At 73.9% G+C, this 26,316-nt stretch carries 23 protein-coding genes; 13 read left to right on the top strand and 10 right to left on the bottom strand.

The window, feature by feature from the left end; genetic code table 11:
* Positions 1 to 37: 37 nt before the first annotated feature.
* Positions 38 to 1,438 (bottom strand): FAD-binding oxidoreductase, encoded by a 1,401-nt coding sequence (locus GA0070616_RS10085; RefSeq protein ID WP_091079893.1) that lies wholly within the window; start codon positions 1,436 to 1,438, stop codon positions 38 to 40.
* Positions 1,439 to 1,549: 111 nt separating this feature from the next.
* Here GA0070616_RS10085 and GA0070616_RS10080 point away from each other — a divergent pair, with 111 nt between their 5' ends.
* Both GA0070616_RS10080 and GA0070616_RS10075 read left to right on the top strand, forming a co-directional pair.
* Entirely contained in the window at positions 1,550 to 2,779 is a 1,230-nt protein-coding gene (locus tag GA0070616_RS10080; protein WP_245712720.1) for an FUSC family protein, read from the top strand.
* A gap of 73 nt (positions 2,780 to 2,852) precedes the next feature.
* Positions 2,853 to 4,301 carry a PrsW family intramembrane metalloprotease gene (locus GA0070616_RS10075; RefSeq protein WP_091090401.1) on the top strand — a complete coding sequence of 483 codons (1,449 nt, stop codon included), beginning with the start codon at positions 2,853 to 2,855 and terminating at the stop codon, positions 4,299 to 4,301.
* A 107-nt stretch (positions 4,302 to 4,408) separates the two neighbouring features.
* Here the strand turns inward: GA0070616_RS10075 and GA0070616_RS28045 are convergent, their stop codons facing one another.
* Together GA0070616_RS28045 and GA0070616_RS10070 are read right to left on the bottom strand one after the other, a co-directional pair.
* A complete protein-coding gene (locus GA0070616_RS28045) occupies positions 4,409 to 4,576 on the bottom strand; it encodes a hypothetical protein (RefSeq protein WP_175440024.1) in 168 nt (55 codons plus the stop codon).
* A 122-nt stretch (positions 4,577 to 4,698) separates the two neighbouring features.
* Positions 4,699 to 5,037, bottom strand: a complete 339-nt coding sequence (locus GA0070616_RS10070) for a GroES family chaperonin (protein ID WP_091079886.1) — start codon at positions 5,035 to 5,037, stop codon at positions 4,699 to 4,701.
* Positions 5,038 to 5,195: 158 nt separating this feature from the next.
* On the opposite strand from GA0070616_RS10070, the gene GA0070616_RS10065 reads away from it, so the two are divergent.
* Positions 5,196 to 6,494 carry an AI-2E family transporter gene (locus tag GA0070616_RS10065; protein ID WP_245712719.1) on the top strand — a complete coding sequence of 433 codons (1,299 nt, stop codon included), beginning with the start codon at positions 5,196 to 5,198 and terminating at the stop codon, positions 6,492 to 6,494.
* A gap of 52 nt (positions 6,495 to 6,546) precedes the next feature.
* On the opposite strand, the gene GA0070616_RS10060 is transcribed toward GA0070616_RS10065, so the two are convergent.
* Positions 6,547 to 8,763, bottom strand: a complete 2,217-nt coding sequence (locus tag GA0070616_RS10060; RefSeq protein ID WP_425412989.1) for an ATP-dependent DNA helicase — start codon at positions 8,761 to 8,763, stop codon at positions 6,547 to 6,549.
* 73 nt (positions 8,764 to 8,836) lie between these two features.
* Between GA0070616_RS10060 and GA0070616_RS10055 the strand changes: the two genes are divergently transcribed.
* On the top strand, positions 8,837 to 9,343 hold the full coding sequence (locus GA0070616_RS10055) for a DUF402 domain-containing protein (RefSeq protein WP_091079880.1): 507 nt from the start codon (positions 8,837 to 8,839) through the stop codon (positions 9,341 to 9,343).
* A 19-nt stretch (positions 9,344 to 9,362) separates the two neighbouring features.
* Here GA0070616_RS10055 and sigJ read toward each other — a convergent pair whose 3' ends face one another.
* Positions 9,363 to 10,346 (bottom strand): RNA polymerase sigma factor SigJ, encoded by a 984-nt coding sequence (gene sigJ, locus GA0070616_RS10050; protein ID WP_091079876.1) that lies wholly within the window; start codon positions 10,344 to 10,346, stop codon positions 9,363 to 9,365.
* Between the two features lie 128 nt (positions 10,347 to 10,474).
* Between sigJ and GA0070616_RS10045 the strand changes: the two genes are divergently transcribed.
* The 3 genes from GA0070616_RS10045 (at position 10,475) to GA0070616_RS10035 (ending at position 13,170) form a co-directional block, all read left to right on the top strand.
* A complete protein-coding gene (locus GA0070616_RS10045) occupies positions 10,475 to 11,392 on the top strand; it encodes a PPK2 family polyphosphate kinase (RefSeq protein WP_091079873.1) in 918 nt (305 codons plus the stop codon).
* Positions 11,393 to 11,534: 142 nt separating this feature from the next.
* Positions 11,535 to 12,161, top strand: coding sequence for a DUF47 domain-containing protein (locus tag GA0070616_RS10040; protein ID WP_091079871.1), 627 nt, complete (start codon positions 11,535 to 11,537; stop codon positions 12,159 to 12,161).
* Positions 12,162 to 12,165: 4 nt separating this feature from the next.
* Positions 12,166 to 13,170 (top strand): inorganic phosphate transporter, encoded by a 1,005-nt coding sequence (locus tag GA0070616_RS10035; RefSeq protein ID WP_091079868.1) that lies wholly within the window; start codon positions 12,166 to 12,168, stop codon positions 13,168 to 13,170.
* Positions 13,171 to 13,248: 78 nt separating this feature from the next.
* Here GA0070616_RS10035 and GA0070616_RS10030 read toward each other — a convergent pair whose 3' ends face one another.
* Positions 13,249 to 14,217: a Gfo/Idh/MocA family protein gene (locus tag GA0070616_RS10030; RefSeq protein ID WP_091090394.1), complete on the bottom strand. Its 969-nt coding sequence runs from the start codon at positions 14,215 to 14,217 to the stop codon at positions 13,249 to 13,251.
* Positions 14,218 to 14,289: 72 nt separating this feature from the next.
* Here GA0070616_RS10030 and GA0070616_RS10025 point away from each other — a divergent pair, with 72 nt between their 5' ends.
* Complete coding sequence (locus GA0070616_RS10025; protein WP_091079865.1) at positions 14,290 to 15,123, top strand: NUDIX hydrolase; 834 nt, start codon at positions 14,290 to 14,292, stop codon at positions 15,121 to 15,123.
* A gap of 60 nt (positions 15,124 to 15,183) precedes the next feature.
* Here GA0070616_RS10025 and mshD read toward each other — a convergent pair whose 3' ends face one another.
* From mshD to GA0070616_RS10010, 3 genes are all read right to left on the bottom strand, one after another.
* On the bottom strand, positions 15,184 to 16,107 hold the full coding sequence (mshD, locus tag GA0070616_RS10020; RefSeq protein ID WP_091079863.1) for a mycothiol synthase: 924 nt from the start codon (positions 16,105 to 16,107) through the stop codon (positions 15,184 to 15,186).
* Between the two features lie 98 nt (positions 16,108 to 16,205).
* A complete protein-coding gene (locus GA0070616_RS10015; protein WP_091079860.1) occupies positions 16,206 to 17,081 on the bottom strand; it encodes a polysaccharide deacetylase family protein in 876 nt (291 codons plus the stop codon).
* A 133-nt stretch (positions 17,082 to 17,214) separates the two neighbouring features.
* Positions 17,215 to 17,937 (bottom strand): winged helix-turn-helix transcriptional regulator, encoded by a 723-nt coding sequence (locus GA0070616_RS10010; RefSeq protein ID WP_217628254.1) that lies wholly within the window; start codon positions 17,935 to 17,937, stop codon positions 17,215 to 17,217.
* 243 nt (positions 17,938 to 18,180) lie between these two features.
* Here GA0070616_RS10010 and GA0070616_RS10005 point away from each other — a divergent pair, with 243 nt between their 5' ends.
* The 5 genes from GA0070616_RS10005 to GA0070616_RS09990 all read left to right on the top strand — a co-directional run bounded on the left by GA0070616_RS10005 (position 18,181) and on the right by GA0070616_RS09990 (position 21,632).
* Complete coding sequence (locus GA0070616_RS10005) at positions 18,181 to 19,209, top strand: hypothetical protein (protein WP_091079856.1); 1,029 nt, start codon at positions 18,181 to 18,183, stop codon at positions 19,207 to 19,209.
* 80 nt (positions 19,210 to 19,289) lie between these two features.
* Entirely contained in the window at positions 19,290 to 20,072 is a 783-nt protein-coding gene (locus GA0070616_RS10000) for an LmeA family phospholipid-binding protein (RefSeq protein WP_091079854.1), read from the top strand.
* A gap of 100 nt (positions 20,073 to 20,172) precedes the next feature.
* Positions 20,173 to 20,250: an Ms5788A family Cys-rich leader peptide gene (locus GA0070616_RS29300; RefSeq protein ID WP_342672298.1), complete on the top strand. Its 78-nt coding sequence runs from the start codon at positions 20,173 to 20,175 to the stop codon at positions 20,248 to 20,250.
* 206 nt (positions 20,251 to 20,456) lie between these two features.
* Positions 20,457 to 21,305 (top strand): sulfurtransferase, encoded by an 849-nt coding sequence (locus tag GA0070616_RS09995; RefSeq protein ID WP_091079851.1) that lies wholly within the window; start codon positions 20,457 to 20,459, stop codon positions 21,303 to 21,305.
* A 3-nt stretch (positions 21,306 to 21,308) separates the two neighbouring features.
* The gene (locus GA0070616_RS09990) at positions 21,309 to 21,632 is read left to right on the top strand and encodes a DUF1416 domain-containing protein (protein WP_091079847.1); all 324 of its coding nucleotides are present in this window, start codon (positions 21,309 to 21,311) and stop codon (positions 21,630 to 21,632) included.
* Positions 21,633 to 21,820: 188 nt separating this feature from the next.
* On the opposite strand, the gene GA0070616_RS09985 is transcribed toward GA0070616_RS09990, so the two are convergent.
* Positions 21,821 to 26,200, bottom strand: a complete 4,380-nt coding sequence (locus tag GA0070616_RS09985; protein WP_245712718.1) for a S8 family serine peptidase — start codon at positions 26,198 to 26,200, stop codon at positions 21,821 to 21,823.
* Positions 26,201 to 26,316 lie beyond the last annotated feature (116 nt).

Here is a 26,316-nt window from a genome sequence, read left to right as displayed (position 1 = left end):
CGGCACCACCGGTGGGCAGGCCCGTCGTGGTCGCCGGTCAGAGCACCTTGCCGGGATTGAGCAGGCCCGTCGGGTCGAGGGCGGCCTTGACCGCCCGGTGCACGCGCATCCCCACCGGGCCGACCTCCCGGGCCAGCCAGTCCCGCTTGAGCAGGCCCACGCCGTGTTCGCCGGTGCAGGTGCCGCCCAGGTCGAGACCGAGCCGCATGATCTCGTCGAACGCCCGCCGCCCCCGCTCCAGGCTGGCCGGGTCGGCGCGGTCGACCACGATGTTCGGGTGCATGTTGCCGTCCCCGGCGTGCCCCACCACCCCGATCGGCACCGCGCACTCGGCGGCGATCCGGGCCACCCCGTCGAGCAGGGCGGCCAGCGCCGCCCGGGGCACCGCCACGTCGTCGATGACCAGGCCGCCGTTGCCGTCCGGGTACGCGTCGGCCGCGAACCTCTCCATCGCCGGGTGCGCCAGCCGGCGGGCCTGCAACAGTGCCGCCGCCTCGACCGCGTCGGTGGCCGCGTACACCTCGTCGGCGCCGGCCGCCTCGCAGACGCCGGCCAGTTCGGCCAGGTCCTCGGCGGCCCGGCTGCCGGTGTCGGCGGCGGCCAGCAGCAGCGCCTCGGCGTCGGTGCGCAGACCCATCGGCCGGTAGGCCTCGATGGCCCGCAGGTGGGTGCGGTCAAGCAGTTCCAACAGGCTGGGGGACAGCCCTCGGGCGGCGATCTGGGCGACCGCCTCGCCCGCCGTGGCGGTGGACGGGAACACCGCCACCATGGTCAACGACTCCGCCGGGGCGGGCCGCAGCGCCACGGTCACCTCGGTGATCACGCCGAGGGTGCCCTCGGAGCCGACGAACAGGCTGGTCAGGTCGTATCCGGCCACCCCCTTGGCGGTGCGCCGGCCGGTGCGCAGCACCTCGCCGGAGGCGAGCACCACCTCCAACCCGAGCACGTACCCGGTGGTCACGCCGTACTTGACGCAGCACATGCCGCCGGCGTTGGTGGCGACGTTGCCGCCGATGGTGGACGACTCCCAGGAACCGGGGTCGGGCGGATACCACAGGCCCCGCTTCGCGACGGCCGCCGCGAGGGTCGCGTTGACCACTCCCGGCTGCACGACGGCGATGCGGCTCACCGGGTCGATCTCCACGACGGCGTCCATCGCCACGGTGCTGAGCACCACCGCGCCGTCGACCGCGTTCGCCGCGCCGGCCAGCCCGGTCCGCGCCCCCTGCGGCACCACGGGTACGCCGTGCCGCCCGGCCGCCCGGACCACGGCGACCACCTCTTCGGTGCTGCGGGGGCGCACCACCACCAGCGGCGTGCCGGCGGCGCAGAGGTCGGCCTCGTCGCGTTCGTGCATCCGGAGCAGGTCGGGGTCGGTGAGCACCGCGTCCGGCCCCAGGGCGGCGCGCAGCTCGTTCAGCAGGGGGGTACCGGCCATGTCGCAGAGGCTACGACCCGATCCCGGCGATCACCAACCGGCCAGGATTCACCCGCGCCGGCGCGGGTAGTCCCCGCCATGGCCGTGGCCCGGGACCGCCGATCCTCGCCGATGCGGCGTGCCCTGCGGCGCGAGGGAGCCGTCGACGTCGACAGCGTGCGGATCGCGGAGGCCGTGCACCAGCTCCGCCACCGTGGTAAGGCCACCCTGCACGACCGGCTGCACCGGGTGCGCATGGCGTTGGGCCTGGCGGTGCAGGCGGGCCTCGCCGCCGGGCTGGCCTGGCTGGCCGCTCACGAGCTGCTGGGCAACCCGCAACCGGTGTTCGCGCCGATCTCGGCGGTGGGCACGCTGGCCGTGTCGGTGGGGCAACGGTTCCGACGCACCGTCGAGCTGATCATCGGGGTGGGGGTGGGCGTCGCGCTCGGCGACCTTCTGATCTACCTGCTCGGCACGGGGCCGTGGCAGCTCGGCCTGGTGGTCACCTCCGCGATCCTGGTCACCGTGTTCGCCGGAGGCAGTGTTGCCATCGTCATCCAGGCCGCGGCGACCGGCGTGCTGATCGTCACCCTCAGCCCTTCGGTGGCGGACCTGGAGATCCCCCGGTTCGTCGACGCGATCGTCGGCGGCGGCATCGCCCTGCTGGTCACCGCGATCCTGCTGCCGCTGAATCCGCTGCGGGTGCTCAACCGGGCCGCGCGGCCCGCACTGGACCTGCTCTCCGCACAGCTCGACATCACCGCCGAGGGGCTGCGGGAGCGGGACCGCGACAAGGTGCAGGAGGCGTTGGAGCGGCTCCGCGACAACAAGGAGGAACTGACCGCCTTCAGCGAGGCGATCGAGGGCGCGAAGGAGACGGCGCTGCTGTCCCCGGCGCGCTGGCACCGGCGCAGCGAACTGACCCACTACGCCGAGGCGGCCGACCCGGTCGACCGGGCCATGCGCAACAGCGGCACGCTGATCCGGCGTGCGGTCACCCTGATCGAGGACGAGGAGCAGGTCCCGGCGGCGATGCCGGACGCCGTCGCCCACCTCGCCGAGTCGGTGCGCCTGCTCAAGCACGAGTTCGCCGTCGGTGAGGAGCCGGAGCAGACCCGCGAACGGTTGCTGCGCGCGGTCAGCGAGGCCGGTCGGGCGTACGCGGAGGGAGTCGGTTTCTCCGGCAGTGTGGTGATCGCGCAGGTGCGGACCACCGCCAGTGACCTGATGGTGGCCTCCGGACTCAGCCAGGAGGAGGCCAACCGGCTCGTCCGGCAGTCCTTCGGCGACCTGGACCGGCCGGACGGTTCCGTCGAGCGGACCACCGGGGCGAACCGGCCCGCCCCACCACCGCTCGGCTGAGCACGGCCGCCGCGTCGGGTGCCGGTGGCGCGTGCGGCCGGTCGCGGCGGCCGGGGATGGCTACGCTGACGCCATGGCCGACACCCCGACCGGCGCACCCCTGCCGCCGTCGCCCAGCGTTCCCGCCGTCCCGCAGCCGGGTGGCCCCGCCCCCCGGATGCCGCTGCGGCGGCTCGGCTGGCGGCGTGCCCTGGTGCTGACGGGGGTGGTGCTCCTGATCGCCGCCTGTGCGTTGTTCATGGTCTTCACCCTCGGCGCGAGCCTCGGCGCGGAGGCGCTGGTGATCGGCCTGATCGCCGCGATGCTGCCGGTTCCGGTGCTGGTCGCCTGTTTCCTCTGGCTCGACCGCTACGAACCGGAACCACTGAAGTATCTGGTCTTCTGCTTCGCCTGGGGCGCGTTCGTCTCCACGGCCGCCTCGCTGACCGTCAACGAGACGGCGGCCGGGTTCTTCGAGGACCAGGGGCTGCCCGTCGCGCTCACCGCCGTGCTGGTCGCCCCGTTCATCGAGGAGTTGACCAAGGCGCTCGGGCCGATCCTGCTGCTGGTGTTCCGCCGCCGGGAGTTCTCGGGCATCACCGACGCGCTCGTCTACTGCGGGCTCTCGGCGGTCGGCTTCGCGATGGTGGAGAACATCCTCTACCTCGGCGGCTACGGCTACGCCTCCGGTGCGGAGCAGTACGGCCCCGCCACCGGCGCCCAGCAGGTCATCGCGATCTTCATCGTCCGGATCCTGCTGTTCGGCTTCGCCCACCCGTTGTTCACCTCGATGACGGCGGTGGGACTGGGCATCGCGGCGCGGACGGCGGACCGCCGGGTCCGGGTGCTCGCCCCGGTCGCCGGTCTGCTGCTGGCGATGATGCTGCACGGCACGTGGAACCTGCTGCCGACGCTCACCCAGGCCACCGGCGAGGCGTTGATCTCGGTGGTCGGGTTCGTCGGCGTGATGGCGCCGATCTTCTTCGGCATGGTGGGGCTGGCGGTCTGGTTGCGCGCCTGGGAGGGCCGGCTCACCGAGCGGATCCTGCCCGACTACGTGCGCGCCGGCTGGCTCACCCCGCCGGAGGTGGCGGCGCTGAGCAGCCTCGGCCGCCGGCACGCTGCCCGGACCTGGGCGCGGCGGGTGGCCGGCGACCCGGGGGTACGGGCGATGCGCGGTTACCAGTTCGCCGCGACCCGGCTGGCCCTGCTGCGGGACGGCGTGCACCGGGGGCTGGACCGTCGACCCGTCGACCGGGAACGGACGGCGCGGGAGGAACGGGAGCTGCTGGAGGCGATCAGCGCGTACCGGACGTTCTTCGTCGGCCGGGACCCGCAGGCACCGGTCGGGATCTGGGACGGCCGGCGCTACCACCTGCGCTTTCCCGACGGCTCGCAGCGGGCGGTGGAGGCCCCCGACGAGCCGGTGGTGCCGATCCCGGTGGTGCTGCCCCCGCCACCGCCGGCGTATCCGGCCGGGTACGGTCCGCCCGGCTGGTACGGCCCGCCGCCGGCCGCCCCGTGGCGGCCCGGCCAGCCCTGACGGCCGGCTTCGCCCGTGCCGGCCCGTTCGCCCGTGCCGGCCCGTTCGCCCGTGCCGGCCGCGCCGGCCGGCCGGGACCGCTTCGTCTCCGGCCGGTCGACGCCCGGTCAACTCATCAGGCTGGTGAGAAAGTCACCGAGGCCCTGCGCCATCATCATCAGCGCGCCACCGATGGCCTTGAACATCTGCGCCGCGCCGTCCGGCCGAAAGGCCATGAAGTAGATCAGGAACGCGACGCTTCCCCAGGTCAACACCTTCTTCACGAATACCGGCATGATCCCTCCCCAGGGCCGGCTGGTGCGGCTGGCTTCCCGACGGGAGGCGCGGCAAACGACGCCGGACCGGGTGAAGGCCGCCAACCGGGCTCAACGGTGGCGGCCGGTGGCGTCGTGCCCGGTCAGAGATAGAGGCCGGTGGCGTCGTTGTCGACGCGCTCGGCGGCCACGGCGTGCACGTCGCGTTCGCGCAGCAGGACGTACCCCTGGCCGTGCAACTCGACCTCGGAGCGGTCGTCGGGGTCGAAGAGCACCCGGTCGCCGGAGACGATGGACCGCACGTTCGGTCCGACGCCCACGGCGGTGGCCCAGGCCAGACGTCTGCCCACGGCGGCGGTGGCCGGGATGACGATGCCGGCGGTGGAACGGCGCTCACCCTCGCCGCCCTCCGTCCGCACCAGCACGCGGTCGTGCAGCAGGCGGATCGGCAGGCCGGTGTCGAGATTCGGGTCGGCGGTCACGCCGCAGACGCTACCGTGTCCGGGTCGGTGCGCCGCCGGTGGTTACCGCGGGGTCCGGTCGGGCACTGTGTGGCGCAACTGCCCTAGCGTGGCGCGTGCGGGCGTATCCTGTGCGCCCGACATCGTGGGCGGGCCGAGTCTCTTGCCGGGAGGTGCGCTTGAACCGCTTCGAGCGGATGCGTGGGCGGCTGCGCCGCGCCTACGAGTCGGGACGGGAGGCGGTACGTGCCGGGCGGGCGCGACCGCCGGACGTGCCGGAGCCGGCCAGGACGGCGTCGCCCAGCTCGCCGGGGCCGACCGCGCCGCCCACGGCGACCGTGGTGGAAGGCGAGCCCCAGGAATCGGCGCACCACTCGACCGCCAGCCGGGACGACGCGGACGTGCCGCACGCCCTGCGGATCGCCGCCGCCTGGTCGTGGCGGCTGATCGTCATCGGCGTCGTCTTCTGGGCGCTGATGGAGGTGGTCAGCACCATCAGCATCGTGATCATCCCGTTGGCGGTCGCGATGCTGTTGTCGGCGTTGCTCGCGCCGGCGGTGGGCTGGTTGCTGCGGGCCCGGCTGCCCCGGTCCCTGGCGACGGCCGTGGTGCTGGTCGGCGGCCTGGCCGGGGTGGTCGGCACGCTGACCCTGGTGGTCAACGAGTTCATCCAGGGCGTGCCGGAGCTGAGCGAGAAGTCCTCGCAGGGCCTGCGGCAGATCCAGGACTGGCTCAGGACCGGGCCGCTGCACCTGTCCGACAACCAGCTCGACCGCTATCTCGACGAGGCCCAGCAGTGGGTCAACAACAACACCGAACGGTTCACCAGCGGAGCGCTCTCCACGGCGACGACCCTGGCCGAGGTGCTGACCGGCGCACTGCTGGTGCTCTTCGCGACCTTCTTCTTCCTTCGCGACGGCTCCATGATCTGGCGCTTCCTGGTCCGGCTGCTGCCGGTCGCCGCGCGCTGGAAGGTCGACGACGCCGGCCGAGCAGCGTGGTCCACCCTGGTCGCCTACGTACGGGCGACCGTGCTGGTGGCCTTCATCGACGCGGTCGGCATCGGCATCTTCCTGGTCATCTTCGACGTTCCGTTCGCCTTCCCGCTGGCCGCGCTGGTCTTCCTCGGCGCGTTCATCCCGATCGTCGGCGCGACCCTGTCGGGCGGCGTGGCGGTGCTGGTCGCGTTGGTCGACAGCGGGGCGGTGACCGCACTGATCATCCTCGGCGCGGTGATCGGCGTGCAGCAGTTGGAGGGAAACGTCCTCCAGCCACTGATCATGGGCCGCGCGGTCGCCATCCACCCCCTCGCGGTGATCATCGGTCTGACCGCCGGGGTGGTGCTCGCCGGGATCACCGGGGCGCTCGTCGCGGTGCCGCTGATCGCGGTCCTCAACACGGCGATCCGCCGCCTCTCCGCCCGGAGCGTCCCCGACACCCCACCCGACGCCGTGGTCGTCGCCGCGCAGTCTCCCTGACGCCCCGGCCCGCGCGACCCGGTGCCCCGGGCCGTGCGGGCCGACGGGCCGGTCAGGAAGCGGCGAGGCGGGTCAGCGCGCCGCGCGCCACCTCGGGGCGGGTCGTGTACCAGAACGGCGGCAGGGAGCGGCGCAGGAAGGGCCCGTACCCCCGAGCGGTCTCCAGCCGGGAGTCGAGCACCGCCACCACCCCCCGGTCGCCGGTGGCCCGGATCAGCCGGCCCACACCCTGCGCGAGCCGGACTGCGGCGATCGGCACGCTGACCGCCGCGAAACCCGACCCGCCGTTGGCGTCGACGGCGGCGGCGCGGGCAGCGGCCAGCGGTTCGTCGGGCCGGGGGAACGGCAGCCGGTCGATGACCACGAGCTGGCAGGAGTCGCCCGGCACGTCCACCCCCTGCCACAGGGACATGACGCCGAACAGGCAGCTCGACCGCTCCTCCCGGAACCGGCGGACCAGCAGCGGCAGCGCCTCCTCGCCCTGCAACAGCACCGGCAGGTCGGTCCGCGCGCGCAGCAGCTCCGCCGCCTGCTGGGCGGCCCGCCGTGAGGAGAAGAGCCCGAGGGTACGCCCGCCGAGCGCGGTGACCAGCGCGAGCAGTTCCTCCCCGGCCGCGTCCGGCAGACCGGAGACACTGGGCCGGGGCAGGTGGGCGGCGACGTACAGGATGCCCTGCCGCGCGTAGTCGAACGGCGAGCCCACGTCCAGCGACCGCCAGCCCGGTCCCGAGGTCGCCGGCCCCGGACCCGCCGCCCCGCCGGCGGCCGGCAGGTGACCCCCGCCGGGGTCCGGCCGGGCGGTCGAGGCCGCCAGGGCGGCGGCGGCCGGTGACGGCGGGGCGGCGGCGGGTGCCTCCAGGCCCAGCGCGCGGGCCACCGTGTCGAACCGGCCGCCCAGCGTCAGCGTCGCGGAGGTGGCGACGACCGTGCGGTCCTCGTACAGGTGGGTGGCGAGGGTGCCGGCCACCGACAGGGGGGCCACGACCAGCGCACGGCGACCCGTGGTGTCGTTGCGTTCCACCCAGGCCACGTCGTGGTCGGCCTCCTCCAGCAGCCGCTGGGCGGTCGTGGACAACTCGTCGAGGACGGCCTTGGCCTGCTGCTTACGCACCGGATCCGGGTCGTCGGCCTTCACGTCGCCGACAGCGTCGAGCGCGGCGCGGGTGGCCGCGTCCAGCAGGGTGCACGCCTCGCGCAACGGCCCCGGCAGCTCGCCGGTGAGCCGTCCGACGGGCGCTTCGGCCAGCCCCACCGCCAGCGCGTCGCCGGCCGCGGTGAGCGCGTCGGCGGTCTCCGGTCGCAGCAACGGGCGGGCCCGCCGGGCGGACCGGTCGATCAGTTCGGGCACCAGCTCGGCCTGGGCGGCCGACGAGACCCGGTCGGCCAGCTCGTGGGCCTCGTCCACGACCAGCAGCCTGTGCGGGGGGACGATGTGCCGGCCGGCGAGCATGTCGACCGCGAGCAGGCTGTGGTTGGTGACCACGATGTCGGCCTCACGCGCGCGGGCCCGGGACGCCTCGGCGAAGCACTCCGCGCCGAACGCGCAGCGGGCGGCACCGACGCACTCGCGGGCCGGCATGGAGACCAGCCGCCAGGCCTGCTCGTCGACACCCGGGTCGAGTTCGTCACGGTCGCCGGTGTCGGTCTCCATCGCCCAGTCGCGCAGCCGTTGCACCTGCCTGCCGAGCCGGCCGGCCTCGCCGAGCCACTTCGTGCCGCCGCCCGCCCTGGGTGCCGGGGCGTCGAAGAGGGTGTCCTCCGGTTCCGCCTCGGTGGAGCCGTCGAGGCGGGCCAGGCACAGGTAGTGGTGCCGGCCCTTGAGCACCGCGAAGGTGGGTCGTCGCCCGAGCAGCGGCTCGACGGCGTCGGCCAGCCGGGGCAGGTCGTGCTCGACGAGCTGGGACTGTAGTGCCAGGGTGGCGGTGGAGACCACCACCGGCCCGTCGACGGTCAGGGCGGGGGCGAGGTAGGCCAGCGACTTGCCGGTGCCGGTGCCGGCCTGCACCAGCAGGTGTTCCCGGTCCCGGACGCACTCCTCGATGGCCTCCGCCATCTGCTGCTGGCCGGGCCGCGCCGCGCCGCCGGGCACCGCGCCGACCGCGGCGGCGAGCAGCTCGGCCCCGCTCGGCCGGTCACCCCGACGCCGGCCCCGGGGCCGGCTCGACGGGGAGGCGGAGCCGGTGGCGGTGCGCAGCGGAGTCACCGTGCGACGGTACCCGCCGGCCCCGACACCGCCCCCGCCGCGCCACCGCGTGGCGACGTCCCCGATCGGTCATCGTGACCCCGGAGTCCGGTAACTTCCCGACGGCGACGGCTGCGCCGAATCGGCTAGGGTGCGAATCATGCCGAGCGACGTGGTCCGCGTGATCTACCGCAAGTACGACGGCAGCGCCCACCGCGACTACCCGGCCCGCCGCCTGGCCGAGGACGATCTCGGCGTGTGGCTCGGGGTCACCGCCGGCACCAGCTCCGTCTACCACGGCCGGCCGTCGGTCGAGCAGATCCCGTTCGTGCTCCTGGTGCCCCACCGGGCCTGGTGGACGGGCATGTTCAACCCGCCCCCGCGAACCAGCGAGGTCTACTGCGACATCGCCAGCCCGGCGCGCTGGGAGAGCGACGACGTCGTCCACCTGGTCGACCTCGACCTGGACGTGGTGCGCCGGCGCGGCACCGGCCTGGTCGAGCTGCGCGACGAGGACGAGTTCGCCGAGCACCGGGCCCGGTTCGGCTATCCGGACGACCTGGTGGTCGAGGCCGAGACGGCGGCCCGCTGGCTGCTCGGGGCGCTCGGCGACGGCACGGAGCCGTTCGCCAGCTCGTACCGCAAGTGGCTCGCCCTGGTGGTCTGACCGCGCCGGGCTCGCGCGGTCACCAGCGCAGCGGCCAGCGGTCGTCGGCGCCCAGCTCCGGCACGCCGGCCACCTTCTCCGGGTTGAGCTGGTTGAAGATGCCCGTGATCCGACCGTCGGCCACGGCGAAGGCGCTGACCAGCCGCACCGGCCGGCCGTCGGCGTAGACGGTCTCCAGCAGGAGCCCGACGGCCCCGTCCACCAGCACCGGGCGGGCCCGCAGGTGGGCGGCGTGGTGCCCGGTCGCGCTGAACAGGGCGAGCACGAAGCGACCCACCTTGGCCGCGCCGAGGATCGGGCGCGGACCGGCCCGGAAGTGCCGGCCACCGTCGCCGATCAGCACCACCTCCGGGGCGAGCACCTTCACCAGCTCGTCCAGCCGCCCGGAGTGGGCGGCGGCGGCGAAGGCGGCGACGACCCGGCGCTGTTCGGCCGGGTCGGCGGTGTGCCGGGGCCGGTCGGGAGCGTGCACGGCCCGGCGGGCCCGGGAGGCCAGCTGGCGGGCGGCGGCCTCGGTGGTGCCGAGCGCCTCCGCGATGCGGCCGAACGGCACGCCGAACACGTCGTGCAGCACGAAGGCGACCCGTTGTTCCGGCCCGAGCCGGTCCAGCACCACCCGCAGGGCGGTGTCGACCTGGTCGGCGCGGACGGCCCGCTCCTGCGGGTCGGGGGCGAACCCGTCGGCGCGGGGGCCCTCGTCCAGGGGCGCGACCTCCGGCTCGGGCAGCCACTGCCCGGGGTACGCCTCGCGGCGCACCCGCGCCGAGCGGAGCACGTCGAGGCAGACCCGCGCGCAGGTGGTGGTGAGCCAGGCGCCGAGCTGGCGTACCTCGGCGCGGGCCGCCGGGTCACCGAGCGCGCCCGCGTACCGCAACCAGGTCTCCTGGACGGCGTCCTCGGCCTCGCTGCGGCTGCCGAGCATCCGGTACGCCACGGCGGTGAGCCGCCCCCGTTCGGCCTCGAACTCCGCCGCCGGGTCCCGGTCCGCCTCCGCGTCGCTCATGTCCGACTCCTCCCGCTGTCGTGGACAGATTTTGCCGTGCTCCGCTGACGGGTGAGGGGTGCGGAACGTGACAGCCGCCGTGGGGCCGGCGGGATGCGGGTGCCGCCGGGGTGGGTGATGATCCGGAGATGGACTCATCGGGTGGTGCGGGTGTGGTGACGCCGGTCGGCGGGACGGTGCGTGGGCTGCTGCGGCTGCCGGTCGGTGGGCCGGTCGACCTGGCGGCGGTGGAGCCCCGGTCCACGCCGGGCCTGCCGGGGCCGGAGGTGACGGGCGTGGACGCCAAGGCCTGGGCGCGGGACCAGGTGCGGCTGGTCGGTGCGGGGCTGGCGCGGCAGCAGGAGATGCTGTTCGCGAGTGCGCGGGCCGGTGGCTCCGACCGGCGGGTGCTGCTGGTGCTCCAGGCGATGGACTGCGGGGGCAAGGACGGCACGATCAAGCGGGTGGCCGGTGCGATGAACCCGCTCGGCCTGCACATCCGTTCGTTCGGGCCACCCACGGCCGAGGAGGCGCGGCAGCACTTCCTGTGGCGGATCCGCCGGGAGTTGCCGCAGCCCGGCCACGTCGGCATCTTCAACCGGTCGCACTACGAGGACGTGCTGGTGCCGCGGGTCGAGTCGCTGGTGCCGGAGGAGGTCTGGCGGGCCCGCTACGCGGAAATCGGCGACTTCGAGCGTGAGCTGACCGACGACGGGGTGACCCTGGTCAAGGTGTTCCTGCACATCTCCTACGGTGAGCAGGCCGAGCGGCTGCTGGAGCGGCTGACCGACCCGGGCAAGCACTGGAAGTACGACCCGTCGGACGTCGACGCGCGGGCCCGCTGGGCCGACTACCAGGCCGCGTACGCCGAGGCACTGGGCCGGTGCGGCACGGACGAGGCGCCCTGGTTCGTGGTGCCGGCGGACCGCAAGTGGTACCGGGACTGGGCGGTGGCGCACCTGCTCCGCGAGACGTTCGACGCTCTCGATCTCGGGTATCCGCCGGCCGGGTTCGACGTCCGGCGGGAACGGGAGCGGCTGCTGGGGACGGAGGAACGGTCAAGGTGAACAGAAGTTGAACGGGCGGTGAATGCGGGTTGGCCGGGGGTGGGCCGCCGAAGCCCCGGTTCACCCGGCACCTAGCATTCCCAGGGCAGCCGCCGTTCGGGGCGGTCGCCACCCCTTCCACCGACACGACGAGGTCCGCGCTGTGAAGTTTTCCTTCCGCCCGAACGAGGGTGCCTTCTACGAGCTGTTCACCAGGGCCGCGCAGAATCTGGTGAAGGGCACGGCGCTGTTGAACGAGCTGGCGCTGCCGGACGTCGAGGTGCAGTCGGTCAGCGAGCGGCTCACCGAGGTCGAGCACGACAGCGACCAGATCACCCACGAGCTGTTCAAGAAGATCAACTCCACCTTCATCACGCCGTTCGACCGGGAGGACATCTACCGGCTCGGCTCGCTGCTCGACGACGTGATGGACCACCTCGAGGCGGTCGGCAACCTGCTCTACCTCTACGGCCTGACCCAGCTCCCCTCGCTGCCCCGCGAGATGCACGAGCTGGTGCACGTCCTCGACCTGCAGGCGAAGCTGACCGCCGAGGCGATGCCGCGGCTGAGGTCGATGAAGGATCTTGAGGACTACTGGATCGAGTGCAACCGCCTGGAGAACGACGGCGACCAGGCGTACCGGATGCTGCTGGTCCGCCTCTTCTCCGGCGAGTACGACGCCCTGACCGTGCTGAAGATGAAGGAGGTCGCCGACGAGCTGGAAGCCGCCTGCGACGCCTTCGAGCACGTGGCGAACACCGTCGAGACCATCGCGGTCAAGGAGTCCTGAAGCCGTGAGTCCCGAACTCATCGCCGTGCTGGCGGTGATCGGGGTGGCCCTGGTGTTCGACTACACCAACGGCTTCCACGACGCCGCCAACGCGATCGCCACCAGCATCTCCACCCGCGCCCTGACCCCCAGGGTGGCCCTGGCCATGGCGGCGGTCGGCAACTTCATCGGCGCCCACTTCGGTGCCGAGGTGGCCAAGACCGTCGGCAGCGGCCTGGTGAGTCTGCCCACCGGCCGGGCCAGCCTGGCGATCGTCTTCGCCGGTGTCATCGGTGCGATCACCTGGAACATCATCACCTGGTACTTCGGTCTGCCCTCGTCCTCGTCGCACGCGCTGATCGGCGGCCTGGTCGGCTCGACCGTCGCGGCCTCCGGCACGGTGCTGTGGGACGGTCTCGGCGAGAACGTCGTCATCCCGATGGTCCTGTCGCCGATGGTCGGCTTCCTGCTCGGTTACATCGTCATGATCGCCGTGCAGTGGATCTTCCGGAAGGGGCACCCGGGCAAGCTCAACCGGGGCTTCCGCTGGGCCCAGACCGCCTCGGCGGCGGCCATGTCGGTCGGCCACGGCATGCAGGACGCCGCCAAGACCATCGGCATCGTGGTGCTCGCCCTCTACGTGGGCGGCTACCAGGACAACCCGGAGTCCATCCCGGAGTGGGCGTTCTGGACCTCGGCGGCCGTCCTGGCCGCCGGCACCTACGCCGGGGGCTGGCGGATCATCCGGACCCTCGGTCGGAAGATCATCGACCTGCGCCCGCCGGAGGGCTTCGCGGCCGAAACCGTGGCCAGCTCGGTGCTCTACTTCAACGCGCTGGTGCTCGGTGCCCCGATCTCGACCACCCACACGATCACCTCGGCGATCATGGGGGTCGGCGCCACCAAGCGGCTGTCCGCCGTGCGGTGGGGGGTGGCCGGCAACATCATCGGAGCCTGGATCCTGACCTTCCCCGCAGCCGGCTCCATTGGCGCCCTGATGTACTTCCTGGCCCGCCCGCTGTTCAGCTGACCGGCCCGTCCACCGGCCCCCGTCGCGTCACCCGCGGCGGGGGCCGGTGCCGTCCGGGACCACCGGCGCCGACCACCGTCAGGTGTAGGAGACGCCGATCTGGGCGCGGATACCGTCGAGCAGGGTCATGACCTCCAGGGTGGCCGAGTGCGGCACGAGCGGGCTCTCCGTCAGCCCCTCCGCCAGGCACCGCTGCACCTCGGCCGCCTCGTCCTGGTAGCCGTTGCCGACCAGCTCCGCGGAGATCGTCTCCGGTTCCGCGCCCGTACGCTGCAGGACGGCCGAGCCCGGCCGGAAGAACGGCGACGGCAGGTCGACCCGGCCCGCCTCCCCGACGACCGAGGCGACGACCGGGGTCACCCCGACCATCCCGCAGCTCAGCGTGGCCACGGCGCCCGATTCGTACCCGAACACGATGCCGGTGTTCTCGTCCACACCCTCCGGGGTCAGCTTCGCCCAGGAGCGGACGTGCTCCGGCACCCCGAGCATCAGGTGGGCGAAGCTCACCGGGTAGACGCCCAGGTCCAGCAGCGCCCCGCCGCCCAGCGCACGGGCCCGCATCCGGTGCTCCGGCGGGAACGGGCCGCCCACCCCGAAGTCCGCCTGGACACCCGTCACCCGGCCGATCGCCCCGTCGGCGAGCAGCGCGCAGACCCGGCGGATCAGCGGGTTCGTCCGCATCCACATGGCCTCCATCAGGAACACCCCGGCCGCGCGGGCGGTGTCGACCAGTTCGACGCTGGTCGGCAGGTCGAGGGTGAACGGCTTCTCCACCAGCACCGCCCGCCCCGCCCGCAGACAGGTCAGGGCCGCCTCGTGGTGCGCGGCGTGCGGGGTGGCCACGTACACCACTTCCACCTCGGGGTCGGCGGCCAGTTCCGCCCAGGTGCCGTACGCCCGCGCCGCGCCGTGCCGGCGGGCGAAACGCTCCGCGCTCTCGGCGGTGCGTGAGCCCACCGCGACCAGTTCGGCCCCCGGCACCAGCCGGAGGTCCTCGGCGAACTGCGCGGCGATGTTGCCGGTGGCCAGGATGCCCCATCGAGTCATGCCGGCCACGCTAGCGAAGATCGCCAGGTGGCCGGTCAGGGGATCCACGGGCCGGGAAACTAGGCTCCCACCATGACGACCGACCGCCACGGCTTCGCCGCGCCGCCCGCGCTGGTGGAGCACGCCCGCAGGTTCGCCGAGTCCGGTGGCGTGCCGGCGGTGCCCCGGGTGGCCGCCACCGTGCTGCTGCTGCGCCCTGCCGGCGACGATTTCGAGGTCTACCTGATCCGCCGGGTCGCCGCCATGACCTTCGGTGGCATGTACGCCTTCCCCGGTGGTGGCGTCGACCGGTCGGACTCGCGCACCCACCTGGACTGGGCGGGGCCCGGTCCCCAGGAGTGGGGCGGGCGGTTGGGGCTCGACCCGGCAGCCGCCCAGGCGGTGGTCTGCGCCGCTGCCCGGGAGGTGTTCGAGGAGGCCGGGGTGCTGCTGGCCGGCCCGGACGCGGGCTGCGTGGTGGGCGACGTCAGCGGCGACGACTGGGAGGCCGCCCGGGTCGCCCTCGAACGGCGCGACAGCGGCTTCGCCGACCTGCTCGCCGCGCGGGGGCTCACCTTCCGCTCTGACCTGCTGGTTCCGTGGAGCCGCTGGATTACCCCGGAGTTCGAGCCGCGCCGCTTCGACACGTACTTCTTCGTGGCCCTGCTGCCGGAGGGGCAGCGGACCCGCGACGTCTCCGGCGAGGCCGACCACACGCTGTGGATCCGCCCGGCCGAGGCGCACGCCCGGGCCTCGGCCGGCGAGCTGACCATGCTGCCGCCCACCCTGGTCACCCTGGCCGAGGTCGCGGCCTGCGGCGGGCTCGACGAGGTGGTACGCGCGGCAGCGGGCCGGGACGCCGCCAGCCCCGTCCAGCCCCGCCTGGAGCTGTCCGCCGACGGCGGGGCCCGGTTCCTGCTGGGCTGACGGCGGGAACGCGCGGGGAACCCGCGGTACGGGACGCCGGGGGCGAGAGTCGCCGCCGCGTCACCCCAGGTGGTAGTTGACGTGCGCCGACCAGCGGGCGAAGCCGAGCCGCTCGTAGAGGGCCACCGCGCCGGTGTTGGACTCGTCCACGTAGAGCATCACCCGGTCCAGCCCGCGCCGGTCCCGCAGGTACGCCAGGCCAGCCGTGGTCAGAGCCCGGCCGAGACCGCCGCCGTGCGCCGAGGGGTCCACCCCGAGCACGTACACCTCGCCGATCCGCGCCGACCCGGGGCGCTCGTGCACCTTCGTCCAGTGGAAGCCGAGCAGGCGGCCCGTCGCCGACTCCTCGGCGAGCAGGAAGCCGGCCGGGTCGAACCACGGCTCGGACTGCCGGACCCGCAGGTCCTCGGCCGTCCACCGGCCCTGTTCGGGGTGTTCGGCGAATGCCAGCGCGTTGAGCGCCAGCCAGGCCTCGTCGTCGGCGCCGGGGCGGAAGGCGCGCAGGGTGACCCCGTCGGGCAGGCGCGGCCCGGGCAGCGGGGCGGTGAGCGGGCGACGTAGCTGCCAGAGCACCCGGGCGCGGCGGAAGTCGAGGTCGACGGCGAGCGCGGCCGCGGACGGGTGGTCGCCGTGCGCCCACGCCCGCAGCGGCCCGGTGGCGGTCGCCAGGACGCCCCGGGCCAGCGCCCGGCCGGTGCCCCGACGCCGGTAGGCGGGGTGGACGACCAGCTCCACGCCGGTGCCGGCGGGATCGGTGGTGTCCAGGTGGGCGTACCCGGTCAGGGTGCCGTCGGCCGACCGGGAGGTGAGGTGCGTGGCCGGGGCGTGCGGGTCGCGCAGCCGGAGCAGGACGTGCTCGTCGAGCGGGTCGGCCCCGTCGGCGTTGCCCGCTGCGGCGGCCAGCGCGAGCACGTCGGCGATGGTCGGGGCATCGAGGCTGTCGGTCCGGGTCACCTGTTCGCTGGTCGGTTCGGCGCTGCTCATGCCGTCACCGTATCCACTGACCCGTGCCGTGGCCGTATCCACTGACCCGTGCCGTGGCCGTATCCACTGACCCGTGCCGTGGCCGTGTCCAGTGTGGCTCAGGTCGTCCCGGTGGGCAGCGCGGCGACGTCGAACCGGCTGGTCAGGTCGGGCAGGATGCGGTACAACGCGTCGACGGTGCCCTGCCGGTCGCCGCCCGCGTCGTGCAGCAGCACCACCGAGCCGCGCTGCACCCAGTCGACGACGGCGGCGGTGATCCGGCTCGCGCCCGGGGCCCGCCAGTCCGAGGTGTCCACGCTCCAGTGCAGGGGTGTCATGCCCAGGTCCCGGGCCACGGAGACCACCGGCCAGGTCCAGGCGCCACCGGGTTGGCGGTACCAGGAGATGGGCGCGTCGGGGACGGCGGCGCGGATGGCCGCGCTGGTGCGCAGCAGGTCGGTGCGGATGTGTTCCGGTGCGCGCGCGCCGAGGGCGACGTCGTGGTCCCAGCTGTGGTTGCACAGGGTGTGCCCGTCGGCCACGATCTGTTGGATCAACCAGGGGTACGCCTCGGCGTTCTGGCCCACGACACAGAACGTCGCGGTGACCTGATGTTCGCGCAGCGCGGCCAGGACCTGCGGGGTGTACTGCGGGTGCGGTCCGTCGTCGAAGGTGAGCGCGACCTGGCCCGTCCCGGTGGTGGTGCGGGTGCCCGGGACGGGCCCGTCGGCGTTGTCGGGCGTGCTCGGCCCGTCCTGCTGGGCGGTGCCGTCGGGTTCGCCGGGCCGCTGGTCGGGCGTCGGTTCGGCCGGTTCCCGGCTCGTGGCGGGCGGTTGGTCGGCGTGGTGGGGGTCCTCGGCGCTGGTGGCGGTGGTGACGACGACCTGTGGCGGCGCGTCGGGGACGAGGGTGCGCCCCAGTGCGTACGCCGACCCGAGCAGGGCGGTCACCGTCAGCGCGATCATGCCCAGGGACCTGGCGGCGCCGGCCGCCATCACGTGTCCCGTCCCCGCGTACCTGTTGCCCCCGTGACCACGACGTGCCTCCCTCTGACGGACTCGGCAGTCAGGATAAAACCGACGAGTCAGCCAAAAGGGGCAAATTAGATTATCGAGGGAAGCCGAGTGGTCAGACGGGCAGCGGGGCGTGTTCCGCCTCGACCGGCAGCGAGCGGGACGGCGGCACCACGAACTTGTAGCCCACCTGGCGCACCGTGCCGATCATCGACTCGTACTCCGAGCCGAGCTTCGCCCGCAGCCGCCGCACGTGCACGTCCACGGTGCGGGTGCCGCCGAAGTAGTCGTAGCCCCACACCTCGCGCAGCAGTTGGTCGCGGGTGAACACCCGGCCGGGGTGCTGGGCGAGGAACTTCAGCAGCTCGAACTCCTTGTAGGTCAGGTCGAGTGGCCGACCCTTGAGCTTCGCCGCGTAGGTGTCGGGGTCGATGGACAGCTCGCCGGCCCGGATCGAGCCGCCCGCGCCGGAGGTCGCGTTGCTGAGCCGGCCGACCGCGAGCCGCAGCCGGGCCTCGACCTCGGCCGGGCCGGCGGAGGCGAGGATGACGTCGTCGACGCCCCAGTCGGCGTTCAGTGCGATCAGCCCGGCCTCGGTCACCACCGCCACCAGCGGCACCCCCAGGCCGGTGGCGTGCAGCATCCGGCAGGTGGCGCGGGCCTCGCTGAGCTCGGACCGGGCATCGACGAGCACCGCGTCCGGGCTGGGCCCGGCGACCAGGGTGCGGACGTCGCGCGGCGCGGTGCGGACCGAGTGCGGCAGCAGGTCGAGGGCGGGCAGCACCGCCGATGGTTCACCTGCGCGCGCGGTCACCAGCAGCAGGATCTCCACGATCACCTCCGTCCCGGCGGCTCGCTGGCCGCACGCGACCAGCGGCACTCCTCGGGGGCGTGCGCTGGGAAACTTGCGTGGTCCCGGCGTCGCTGACGGGCAGGTAACGGCCTGAGCGTAACCGATCGCCCGCCCGACTCCTGGCCGACATTTCCTGTTTGCGCCTTTCACCCCCTATCGCGGCTCAGGTTTTAACGTCACGGAAACCGTGGCGCCCGCACCCGCCGGCCGGTCTGGCACGATCGGTGGGTGCTTCCCTCCAGTTCGCCCGAGACCGGCCGCGACCCGTGGGCCGACGACGCCCCGACCGGCGACGCCGCGCCACGCGGCGGCCCGGCCGTCGGTGAGGACGGGTCCCGCCGCCGCGGTCCCCGCCGGCTGCGCCGGGGCGGCGCGGCGCGGCGCGGCGACGACGGGGTGGACGCCGACCCGGAAGAGGAGACCGAACCCCCGGTCGAGGTGCGCCGCGACCTGTCGTTGGCCGTCGGCGGCTTCGCCGCCCTCCTCGGCTTCGGCCTGGTGGTCGGGGCGCAGACCGCCGGCCCGGGGCACCGGCTGCCCTTCGCCCTGGTGGTGCTCGCCGTGCAGGTGCTCTACGTGTCCGCCTGGGTCGTGGCCGCCGCGCCGCCCGCCACGCTGGTGGTCGTCGTGGCCGCCGTCGCGGCGGCCGTCGGGGCCGACCTGCTGGCCGTCCAGTCGGACACCGCCCGCCTGTTCCCACTGACCTGGGTCGCCCTGGGCGGGGTGGCCGTGGCGGTGCTCGGGCAACTCGTCCGCAGGGTCGACCGCGCCAGGGTCACCGACTCGCTACGCACCACCGCCGGGATCGTGCTCGGGGCGGTGGCACTCGCCTCGCTCCTCGTGCTCGTCCGGCACCCGGCCGGCACCCAGGCCATCACCGTCTGCTTCACCGCCGCCACGGTCGCGCTGACCGTCGCCCGGGTGACGGACGCCTTCGCCGCCTGGCCGCGCCTGGCCCCCCAGGTGCCCCGCGGTGCCTCCGGCGTGGTGGGCGGGGCGATGGTCGGCACCCTGGTGAGCGCTCTCCTGGGCAGCTACCTGGTGTTGCCCTTCACCCCCACCAGAGCCGCGCTGATCGGCCTGGTCGCGGCGGTCACCGCCGTCCTGGCCGACCTCGCCGCGGGGTACGCGGAGGCCGGCCGGCTGATGGCCGGCGAGCCGCCGACGATGTGGGTCGTCCGGCACATGCAGGGTCCGCTCGCCGGTGTCGCGCTGGCCGCACCGACCGCCTACCTGATGAGCAGGCTCGTTCTCTGACGGCGATTGACAATCCACCGGTTCGGGTACGACGGGTGGGCCGCGGCGCGGCACCCCGGCACTGGCGAGGAGGAGACGGCGTGGGCCAGGAGCAGACGTACGGGCGGCGGCCCCGGCGCGGGCGCACAGTGCTGATCACCCTCGTCGTCCTGCTGCTGGTGCTGGTCGGGCTGCTGGCCGTCGCCGACCGGGTGGCCGCCGGGGTGGCCGAGCGGGCCATCGCCGACCAGGTCAGCCAGGAGGTGTCCAACCAGGGTGCCCAGGCGTCGAGCCCCGACGTGGAGGTCGGCGGTTTCCCGTTCCTCACCCAGGTGCTCGACGGCCGGTACGAGCGCATCACCATCGGCCTGCGCGACGTACGCGGCTCGGTGCAGGGCGACGCGGTGGCCCTGCCGACGCTGGACGTGGACGCCCGCGACGTGAGCGCCCCGCTGGACGTGATCCGCTCCGGGCAGGGCGAGATCGTCGCGGAGACGGTCACCGGCACCGGCACCGTCACCTACGACAGCCTCGCCGCGCTGCTCGACCGGGAGGGGCTGACCCTCGGCGAGCGCGACGGCCGGCTCGCCGTCACCGCGCCGGTGGACATCCTCGGTCAGCGACTCACCGTGGTCGGCACCGCCGACGTCAACGTCAGCGACCAGGGGCAGGTGTCGTTGCAGTTCAACGACCTGAGCGCCGAGGGGCTGCCGAACGTCCCGCTGGCCCGCAACCTGTTGAACAACTACGCGCGGAGCATCTCGATCGACGTGCCCCTGCCCGAGCTGCCGTTCGAACTCACCGTCCGCGAGGTGCGCCCGTTGCCGGAGGGCCTGCAGGTCACCGCCAACGCCCGCGACGTCCCGATCAACTCCGCCGGCTGACCGGCGGGTCAGCCCTCGGTCGGCCGGGTGACCGTCGGCACGTCCCGGATGCTGGTCGGCCCGCTGGCACAGTCCGGGATCGCTGGTAGGCTCCGTCCCCATGGGGATACTCCTCACCAAACGGCGCGCGGTCGACCTGTGCCGCGTGGCCACCTGCCTGTGTCGCCCCGTCATCTGACGGCGGGGCTGTCTCCGGTCGCCTAGCGGCCGACCCGGCACTCGGGGTCCTACCCATTCCCGGTGCTCTCCCAGCGAACGCCCGGCAGCGGCGCCGTCGCACGTACCCGTGATCCGTTTCCAGCTCAGGGTCCCGCGCGTGGTGCGACTCCTATGTGCATCGATATCCGCGCGCTGGCTCACCATCCATCCTCAGGGAGTGAACTGATGAGTCGCGACACCGCACTCGTCTCGGCCGAATGGGCCGAGAAGAACCTCGACGCTCCGGGCGTCGTCTTCGTCGAGGTCGACGAGGACACCTCGGCGTACGACACCGGCCACATCGCCGGTGCGATCAAGCTCGACTGGAAGACCGACCTCCAGGACCCGGTCCGCCGGGACTTCGTCAACAAGAGCCAGTTCGAGGCGCTGCTGTCCGAGCGGGGCATCGGCAACGACGACGTCGTCGTCCTCTACGGCGGCAACAACAACTGGTTCGCCGCCTACGCGTACTGGTACTTCAAGCTCTACGGCCACGGCGACGTCAGGCTCCTCGACGGTGGCCGCAAGAAGTGGGAGCTGGACGCCCGACCGCTGGTCAAGGACGCGGTGACCCGCCCGGCGACGCAGTACGTCGCGCAGGAGCCCGACACCTCGATCCGCGCCTTCCGCGACGAGGTCGTCGACGCGATCGGCACGAAGAACCTGGTCGACGTGCGTTCGCCCGACGAGTTCGCGGGCCGGCTGCTCGCCCCCGCCCACCTGCCGCAGGAGCAGGCGCAGCGGGCCGGGCACATCCCGACCGCGATCAGCGTGCCGTGGTCGAAGGCGGCCAACGAGGACGGCACCTTCAAGTCCGACGACGAGTTGCGCCGGATCTACGCCGACGCCGGCCTGGACGACGGCAAGGAGACCATCGCGTACTGCCGGATCGGCGAGCGGTCCTCGCACACCTGGTTCGTGCTCCAGGAACTGCTCGGCCACCGGAACGTGAAGAACTACGACGGATCCTGGACCGAGTACGGCTCGCTGGTCGGCGTGCCGGTGGCGCTCGGCGACGAGCCCGGGGAGGCCTGAGCCATGACTGCACCCACTGCCGCCGGCTGCGCCGCTCCGGACCAGGCCGCTCCGCTGCCCGCCAGCCTCGACCTGGAGAAGGAGACCGTCATCACCGGCGTCGTCCGCTCCGGTGAGGGCGAGGCCGTTCCGGGCGCGTACGTCCGGCTGCTCGACTCGACCGGTGAGTTCACCGCCGAGGTGGTCACCTCGCCGGCCGGTCAGTTCCGGTTCTTCGCCGCGCCGGGCAACTGGACCCTGCGGGCCCTGTCCCGGCACGGCAACGGCGACACCGCCGTGACCGCCGCCCGGGGCATCAACGAGGTCGCCGTCACGGTCGCCGCCTGATAACCCCCTGATCGGCCCGTGGCCCGCCCCTCACCCGAGGGCGCGGGCCACGGCCCGTCTCCGGCCGTGGTGCGGCACGAGACGACCGCCGGTACGAAAACCCGACGGCCGTCTCCACATCGCTGTTGGCGTGCCAGTCGACGGGGCGGAGGTGGCCTGAGCGTGGCCACCCCCGCCCCGTCGCCGCGTCAGATGCCCGTGGCCCTCGTGCAGGTCGATGCCGGCTCCAGCGCGAAGTCGAGCGTGCCGACGATGCCCGCCTCGACGCGGGTGCGCTGCACCTGCGGCACCCAGCCGTCCTTGGCGACGATCACCTCGTAGCGGCCCTTCGGCAGCCACCAGGCGTACCTGCCGTCCGCGCCGGCGGTCAGCGTGCTGCCGGTGCCCGTCGAGATCAGGTTCACCCGTACCGTCGCCGGTATGCCGACCGTCACCCCGCCGCAGGTGGTGCCCGTGACGGTGCCCCGGATCTTGCCCCAGCCGGCCGGCGGCGAGACGTTCATCTCCACCGCCACCGGGGCCACCGGGTACGGGGTGTCCGTCGCGACGGCCAGCTCACCGGTGTAGGTGCCCGGCTGGGCGACACCGGCCGCCGCCGTGGCGGTGAGCGTGACCGTCACCCTCCTCGACTCGCCCGGGGCGAGCGTGAAGGTGGACGGGCTGCTGCCCAGCCAGGGCACGTCCGACGAGGCCGCGCACGACCCCAGGTCGGCGAGGTGCTCGCTGTCCGCGCTGCCGACGAACGAACTGGGCGAACCGCCGATCTTGTACGCCCCGCAGGCGGCGGCACCCCGGTACCGGCCGAACTCGGCGTTGGGCAGGTTCCGCCAGGCCCCGGCCACCGGGTCGTACCCGATCGTGCGGTTCGTCACCGCCGTCGACCCGCTGGTCACGCCCCCGGCCAGCACCAGCATCCCGCCGGCCGCCGCGTGCTGCGAGCCCCACAGGTCGACCGGCATGTCCGGAAGTTCGCTCCAGGAGTCGCCCACCGGGTCGTACCGGTAGGCGTCGGTGTACTCGGTCGTGCCGGTGCCACCGGCGCAGTAGACCGCCTCGCCGATCCCGCCGCAGGACAGCCACGACACCGGGTGCGGGTACGCCGCCCCGGTGCGGAACGTGCCCGTGCCCGCGTCGAACACCACCAGCTTGTCGGTGTCCGTGCAGGCCGCGTCGGCGCAGCCACCCACGAGGTACACCCGGTTCCCCACCACGGCCGCTCCGGCCGCCGCCGTCGGCGTCGGGTTGGTCGCCCCGGGCAGGGTGCTCCAGGTGCCGGCCGTCGGATCGAACACGTCGACCACCGCGACCGGTGCGTCGTCCGCGCCCCACCCGCCGAACACGTACAGCTTGCCGCCGACGGCGGCGGCTGCCGCCTTGGACCGTACGCGCGGCAGGTCGGGCAGGGTGGTCCAGGCGCCCGCGTCCGGGTCGTACGCCCACGCCTTGCGTTCCGTCACGGTGCCGCCGCCACCACCGACCGAGTAGACCTTCCCGTCCAGCCAGGCGGCGGCGTTGTCGTAGATCGCCGCCGGGGCGTTCGGGATGCGCGTCCACGCGTCTGCGGCCTGCCCGCCCGCCTCCGGGGCGGCCCCGCCGTACGCGGTCCCGGTCCGGGCCTTGCTGATGCCCTTCATCCGCTGCTCACGCAGCGGCGCACCCGCCCGGTTCAGCAGCTCGAAACCGCCGGCCCGCTCCAGCACGTCCACGGTGGCCGGCGCGGTGCCGGTGTTGCGCACCGTCAGCCGGGTGGTGCGGGTGCTGCCGTACGGCTGGTGCGACTCGATCGTGGCCGGGCCGACGGTCAGCCGGCCGGCACCGAGGGAGAAGTCCGCCCGCCGCACCCCGTCGCCGATCACGGCGACGTCCTTCGTCGCCGGCTGGTACGACGACCGCGTGGCCGTGAACGGGTGCTCGCCGGTCAGGCCGGAGAACAGCCAGTAGAAGCCGTCCGGCTCGTTCGGGTCGGCGGGGGTCGCCGCCGACACCCCACGGTCGGTGGGCCGGTCGTCGCTGGTGACGGTCACCCCGTCGAGCGGCGAGCCGGTGTTGGCGTCGGTGGTGGTACCGACCACGAGGCCGCCGGGCACCGGCGCGCACTCCCGGTTCAGCACCTCCACGTCGTCGACCTGCCACCACCAGGCGAAGGTGCCCTTGAACCGGAACCGCACCAGCGCGGCGGACGCGCCGCCGGCCGGGGCCAGGGAGATCTCCTCGACGCGGGGCCCGCGCCGGCTGGCCGTCTGGTGCCAGACGTTCGTCCAGGTCGCGCCCCCGTCGGTGGAGACGTCGACGTCGGCGGTGTCGGTCACCCCGACGGCCCGCCAGTCGCTGCGGAAGCGCAGCACCGGAGCGGCGGCCCCGCCCAGGTCGAGCGTGGGGGTGACCAGGTCGGTGTCCTGGGTGTTGCCCACGCCCAACTCGTCGCTGTCGACGATCGCGAAGTTCCCGCTGCCGCCGGTGAGGTTGCCCCGGTCGCCGGGGTCGTCGAAGGACCAGCCGCCCCGGTCGGTGCGGTTGGTCACCGACCACCCCTCGGGGGCGTCGGTGCCGTCGAAGCTCTCGGTGAGCAGGGGTGCGCCGTAGCTGCCGGTGTATCCGGCGGCCGTGCACGCCGGTTCCACGGGCACGGCCACGTCGACCGTGGTGTCGGCGTTGGCCACCGGCACGTCGCGGGTGACGGTGCGGTAGCCCGGGTAGTGGGCGGAGACGGTCAGCCGGTACGAACTGCCGCCGGGCACGCTGAACGAGTAACGCCCGGTCACCGGGTCGGTGAAGACCGGACCGCCGGGCCGGCCGGCGACGTCCACCTTCGCGTACAGCGGCCACCCGTGGCCCGAGCCGTCGCTGACGGTGCCGCTGACGGTGACGGCCGGGCTGGGCGTCAGGGCGAAGTCCCGGGTGACCGACCCGCCCTCGGGCACGGTGACGGTCGCCTGGTCGCCGGCGTACCCGTAGGCGGTCACGGCGACGGTGGCCTCCCCGGCGGGAAGGGTGAGCGCGTACCGGCCGTCGGCGGCGGTGGTGGCGGTGCGGTTGCCGGCGCTGACGGTCGCCCCGGCGACCGGGTCGCCGTCGTCGGCGTCGGTCACCGTGCCGACGACCCGGCCCACCGGGCCGCGCGGGGCGGCCTCCACGGCCGCGTACGCGTCGAGCCGGCCCTCGCCGAACACGTTGTTGTCGGCGGCGGTGCCACCGCAGGTGGTGGCGTCGACGTCCCGGGCGGTGCGATCCAGCAGCGCCTCGGTGGCGGCCACGTCCCCGCGCAGGCTCGGCGCGGCCGACCACACCAGGGCCACCGTGCCGGACACGTGCGGGGCGGCCATCGACGTGCCGTTGAACGCCGCGTACCCGCCGGGGACGCTGGAGCGTACGTTGACGCCCGGCGCGGCCACGTTCGGCTTCAGCGGGTCGGTGCCGGAGCCGCGCCCGGAGAACCCGGCGATCGTGTCGTTCACGTCGTACGCCCCGACGGCGTACGCGTTGCCGTTGTCGCCGGGGGAGCCGGCGCTGCCGCAGGCCGGGCCGTCGTTGCCGGCGGAGAAGACGGGGAACATGCCGGCGGCCCGCCAGGCGGCCACCGTCTGCTGGTACCAGAGGTCGCCGCCGTCGCCGCCCCACGAGTTGTTCACGATGTCGGGGCGCAGGTCGGGGCGGGGGTTGCCGCCGTCGGCGTCGGTCGGGGCGAGCACCCACTGGCCGGCGGCCAGCAGGGAGGCGTCGGAGCAACTGGTCGCCTCGCAGCCCTTCGCGGCGATCCACCGGGCACCCGGCGCCACGCCGATCTGGTTGCCGGCCCCGTCGTCGCCGACCATCGTGCCCATCGTGTGGGTGCCGTGGTCGTTGTTGTCGCAGGGCGCGGTCCCCGGGCAGACGTCGGCCGGGTCGAACCAGTTGTACGAGTGGTCGAAGGCCCCGTCGCCGAGGTTGCCCCGGTACGAGCCGACGAGCGCCGGGTGGTCGTACGCCACCCCGCTGTCGATGTTGGCGACCACGACGCCCTCGCCGCGGTTGCCGAAGCTGTCCCAGACCCGGGGCGCGCCGATGTTCGTGAGCCCCCACTCGACGGCGGCGGTGCGGGCCCGGTCGGTGTCGGCCGGGGTCGGTTCCACCAGCGGGTAGCTGCGGGTGGGTGAGATCCGGGCGACCTCGGGCCGACGGGCGAGTTCGTCGACCAGCACCCGGTCGCCCTGCACCCGCAGCGCGTTGGCGATCCAGTACGAGGTGTGCGGCACCTTCCTCGCGTCCAGGTGGGCGCGCAGGTCGCGCTGGGTCGTCGCGGCGGTGTCGGTGAGCAGGCGGTGCACCTCGCGGGCCCGGCTGTCCGCGTCCCCCTGCCTCGCGGCCTTCGCGAGCGGTGCGGTCTGGCGCAGGTATACCAGGAACGTGCCGGTGCCGGTGCTGCCCAGCCGGTCGAGCAGTTCCCGGTCGACGGTGGCCCGCTCGGGGCCGACGCCCGGCGTGGTGGCGGGCGCGGCGACGGCGGGTTGGGCGGTCAGGCCGAGCAGCGCGGCGGTGAGCACCGCCACCGCCCGCCACCGCGCCGACCGTGTGGATGGTCGTGTGAACACTGTTCCTCCCCACGTTTCGCGGGCCCGATCCGTTCGGGCCCGCAGGGCGCACGCCGGGTGGGCGGCACCGGGAGCGGTCGGGGAGATGTCGGTGGCAGGTGGTGGCCCCCACGTCC

Source organism: Micromonospora nigra (assembly GCF_900091585.1).
Classification (GTDB): Bacteria; Actinomycetota; Actinomycetes; order Mycobacteriales; family Micromonosporaceae; genus Micromonospora; species Micromonospora nigra.
This window is presented reverse-complemented; position numbering and strand designations above follow the sequence as displayed.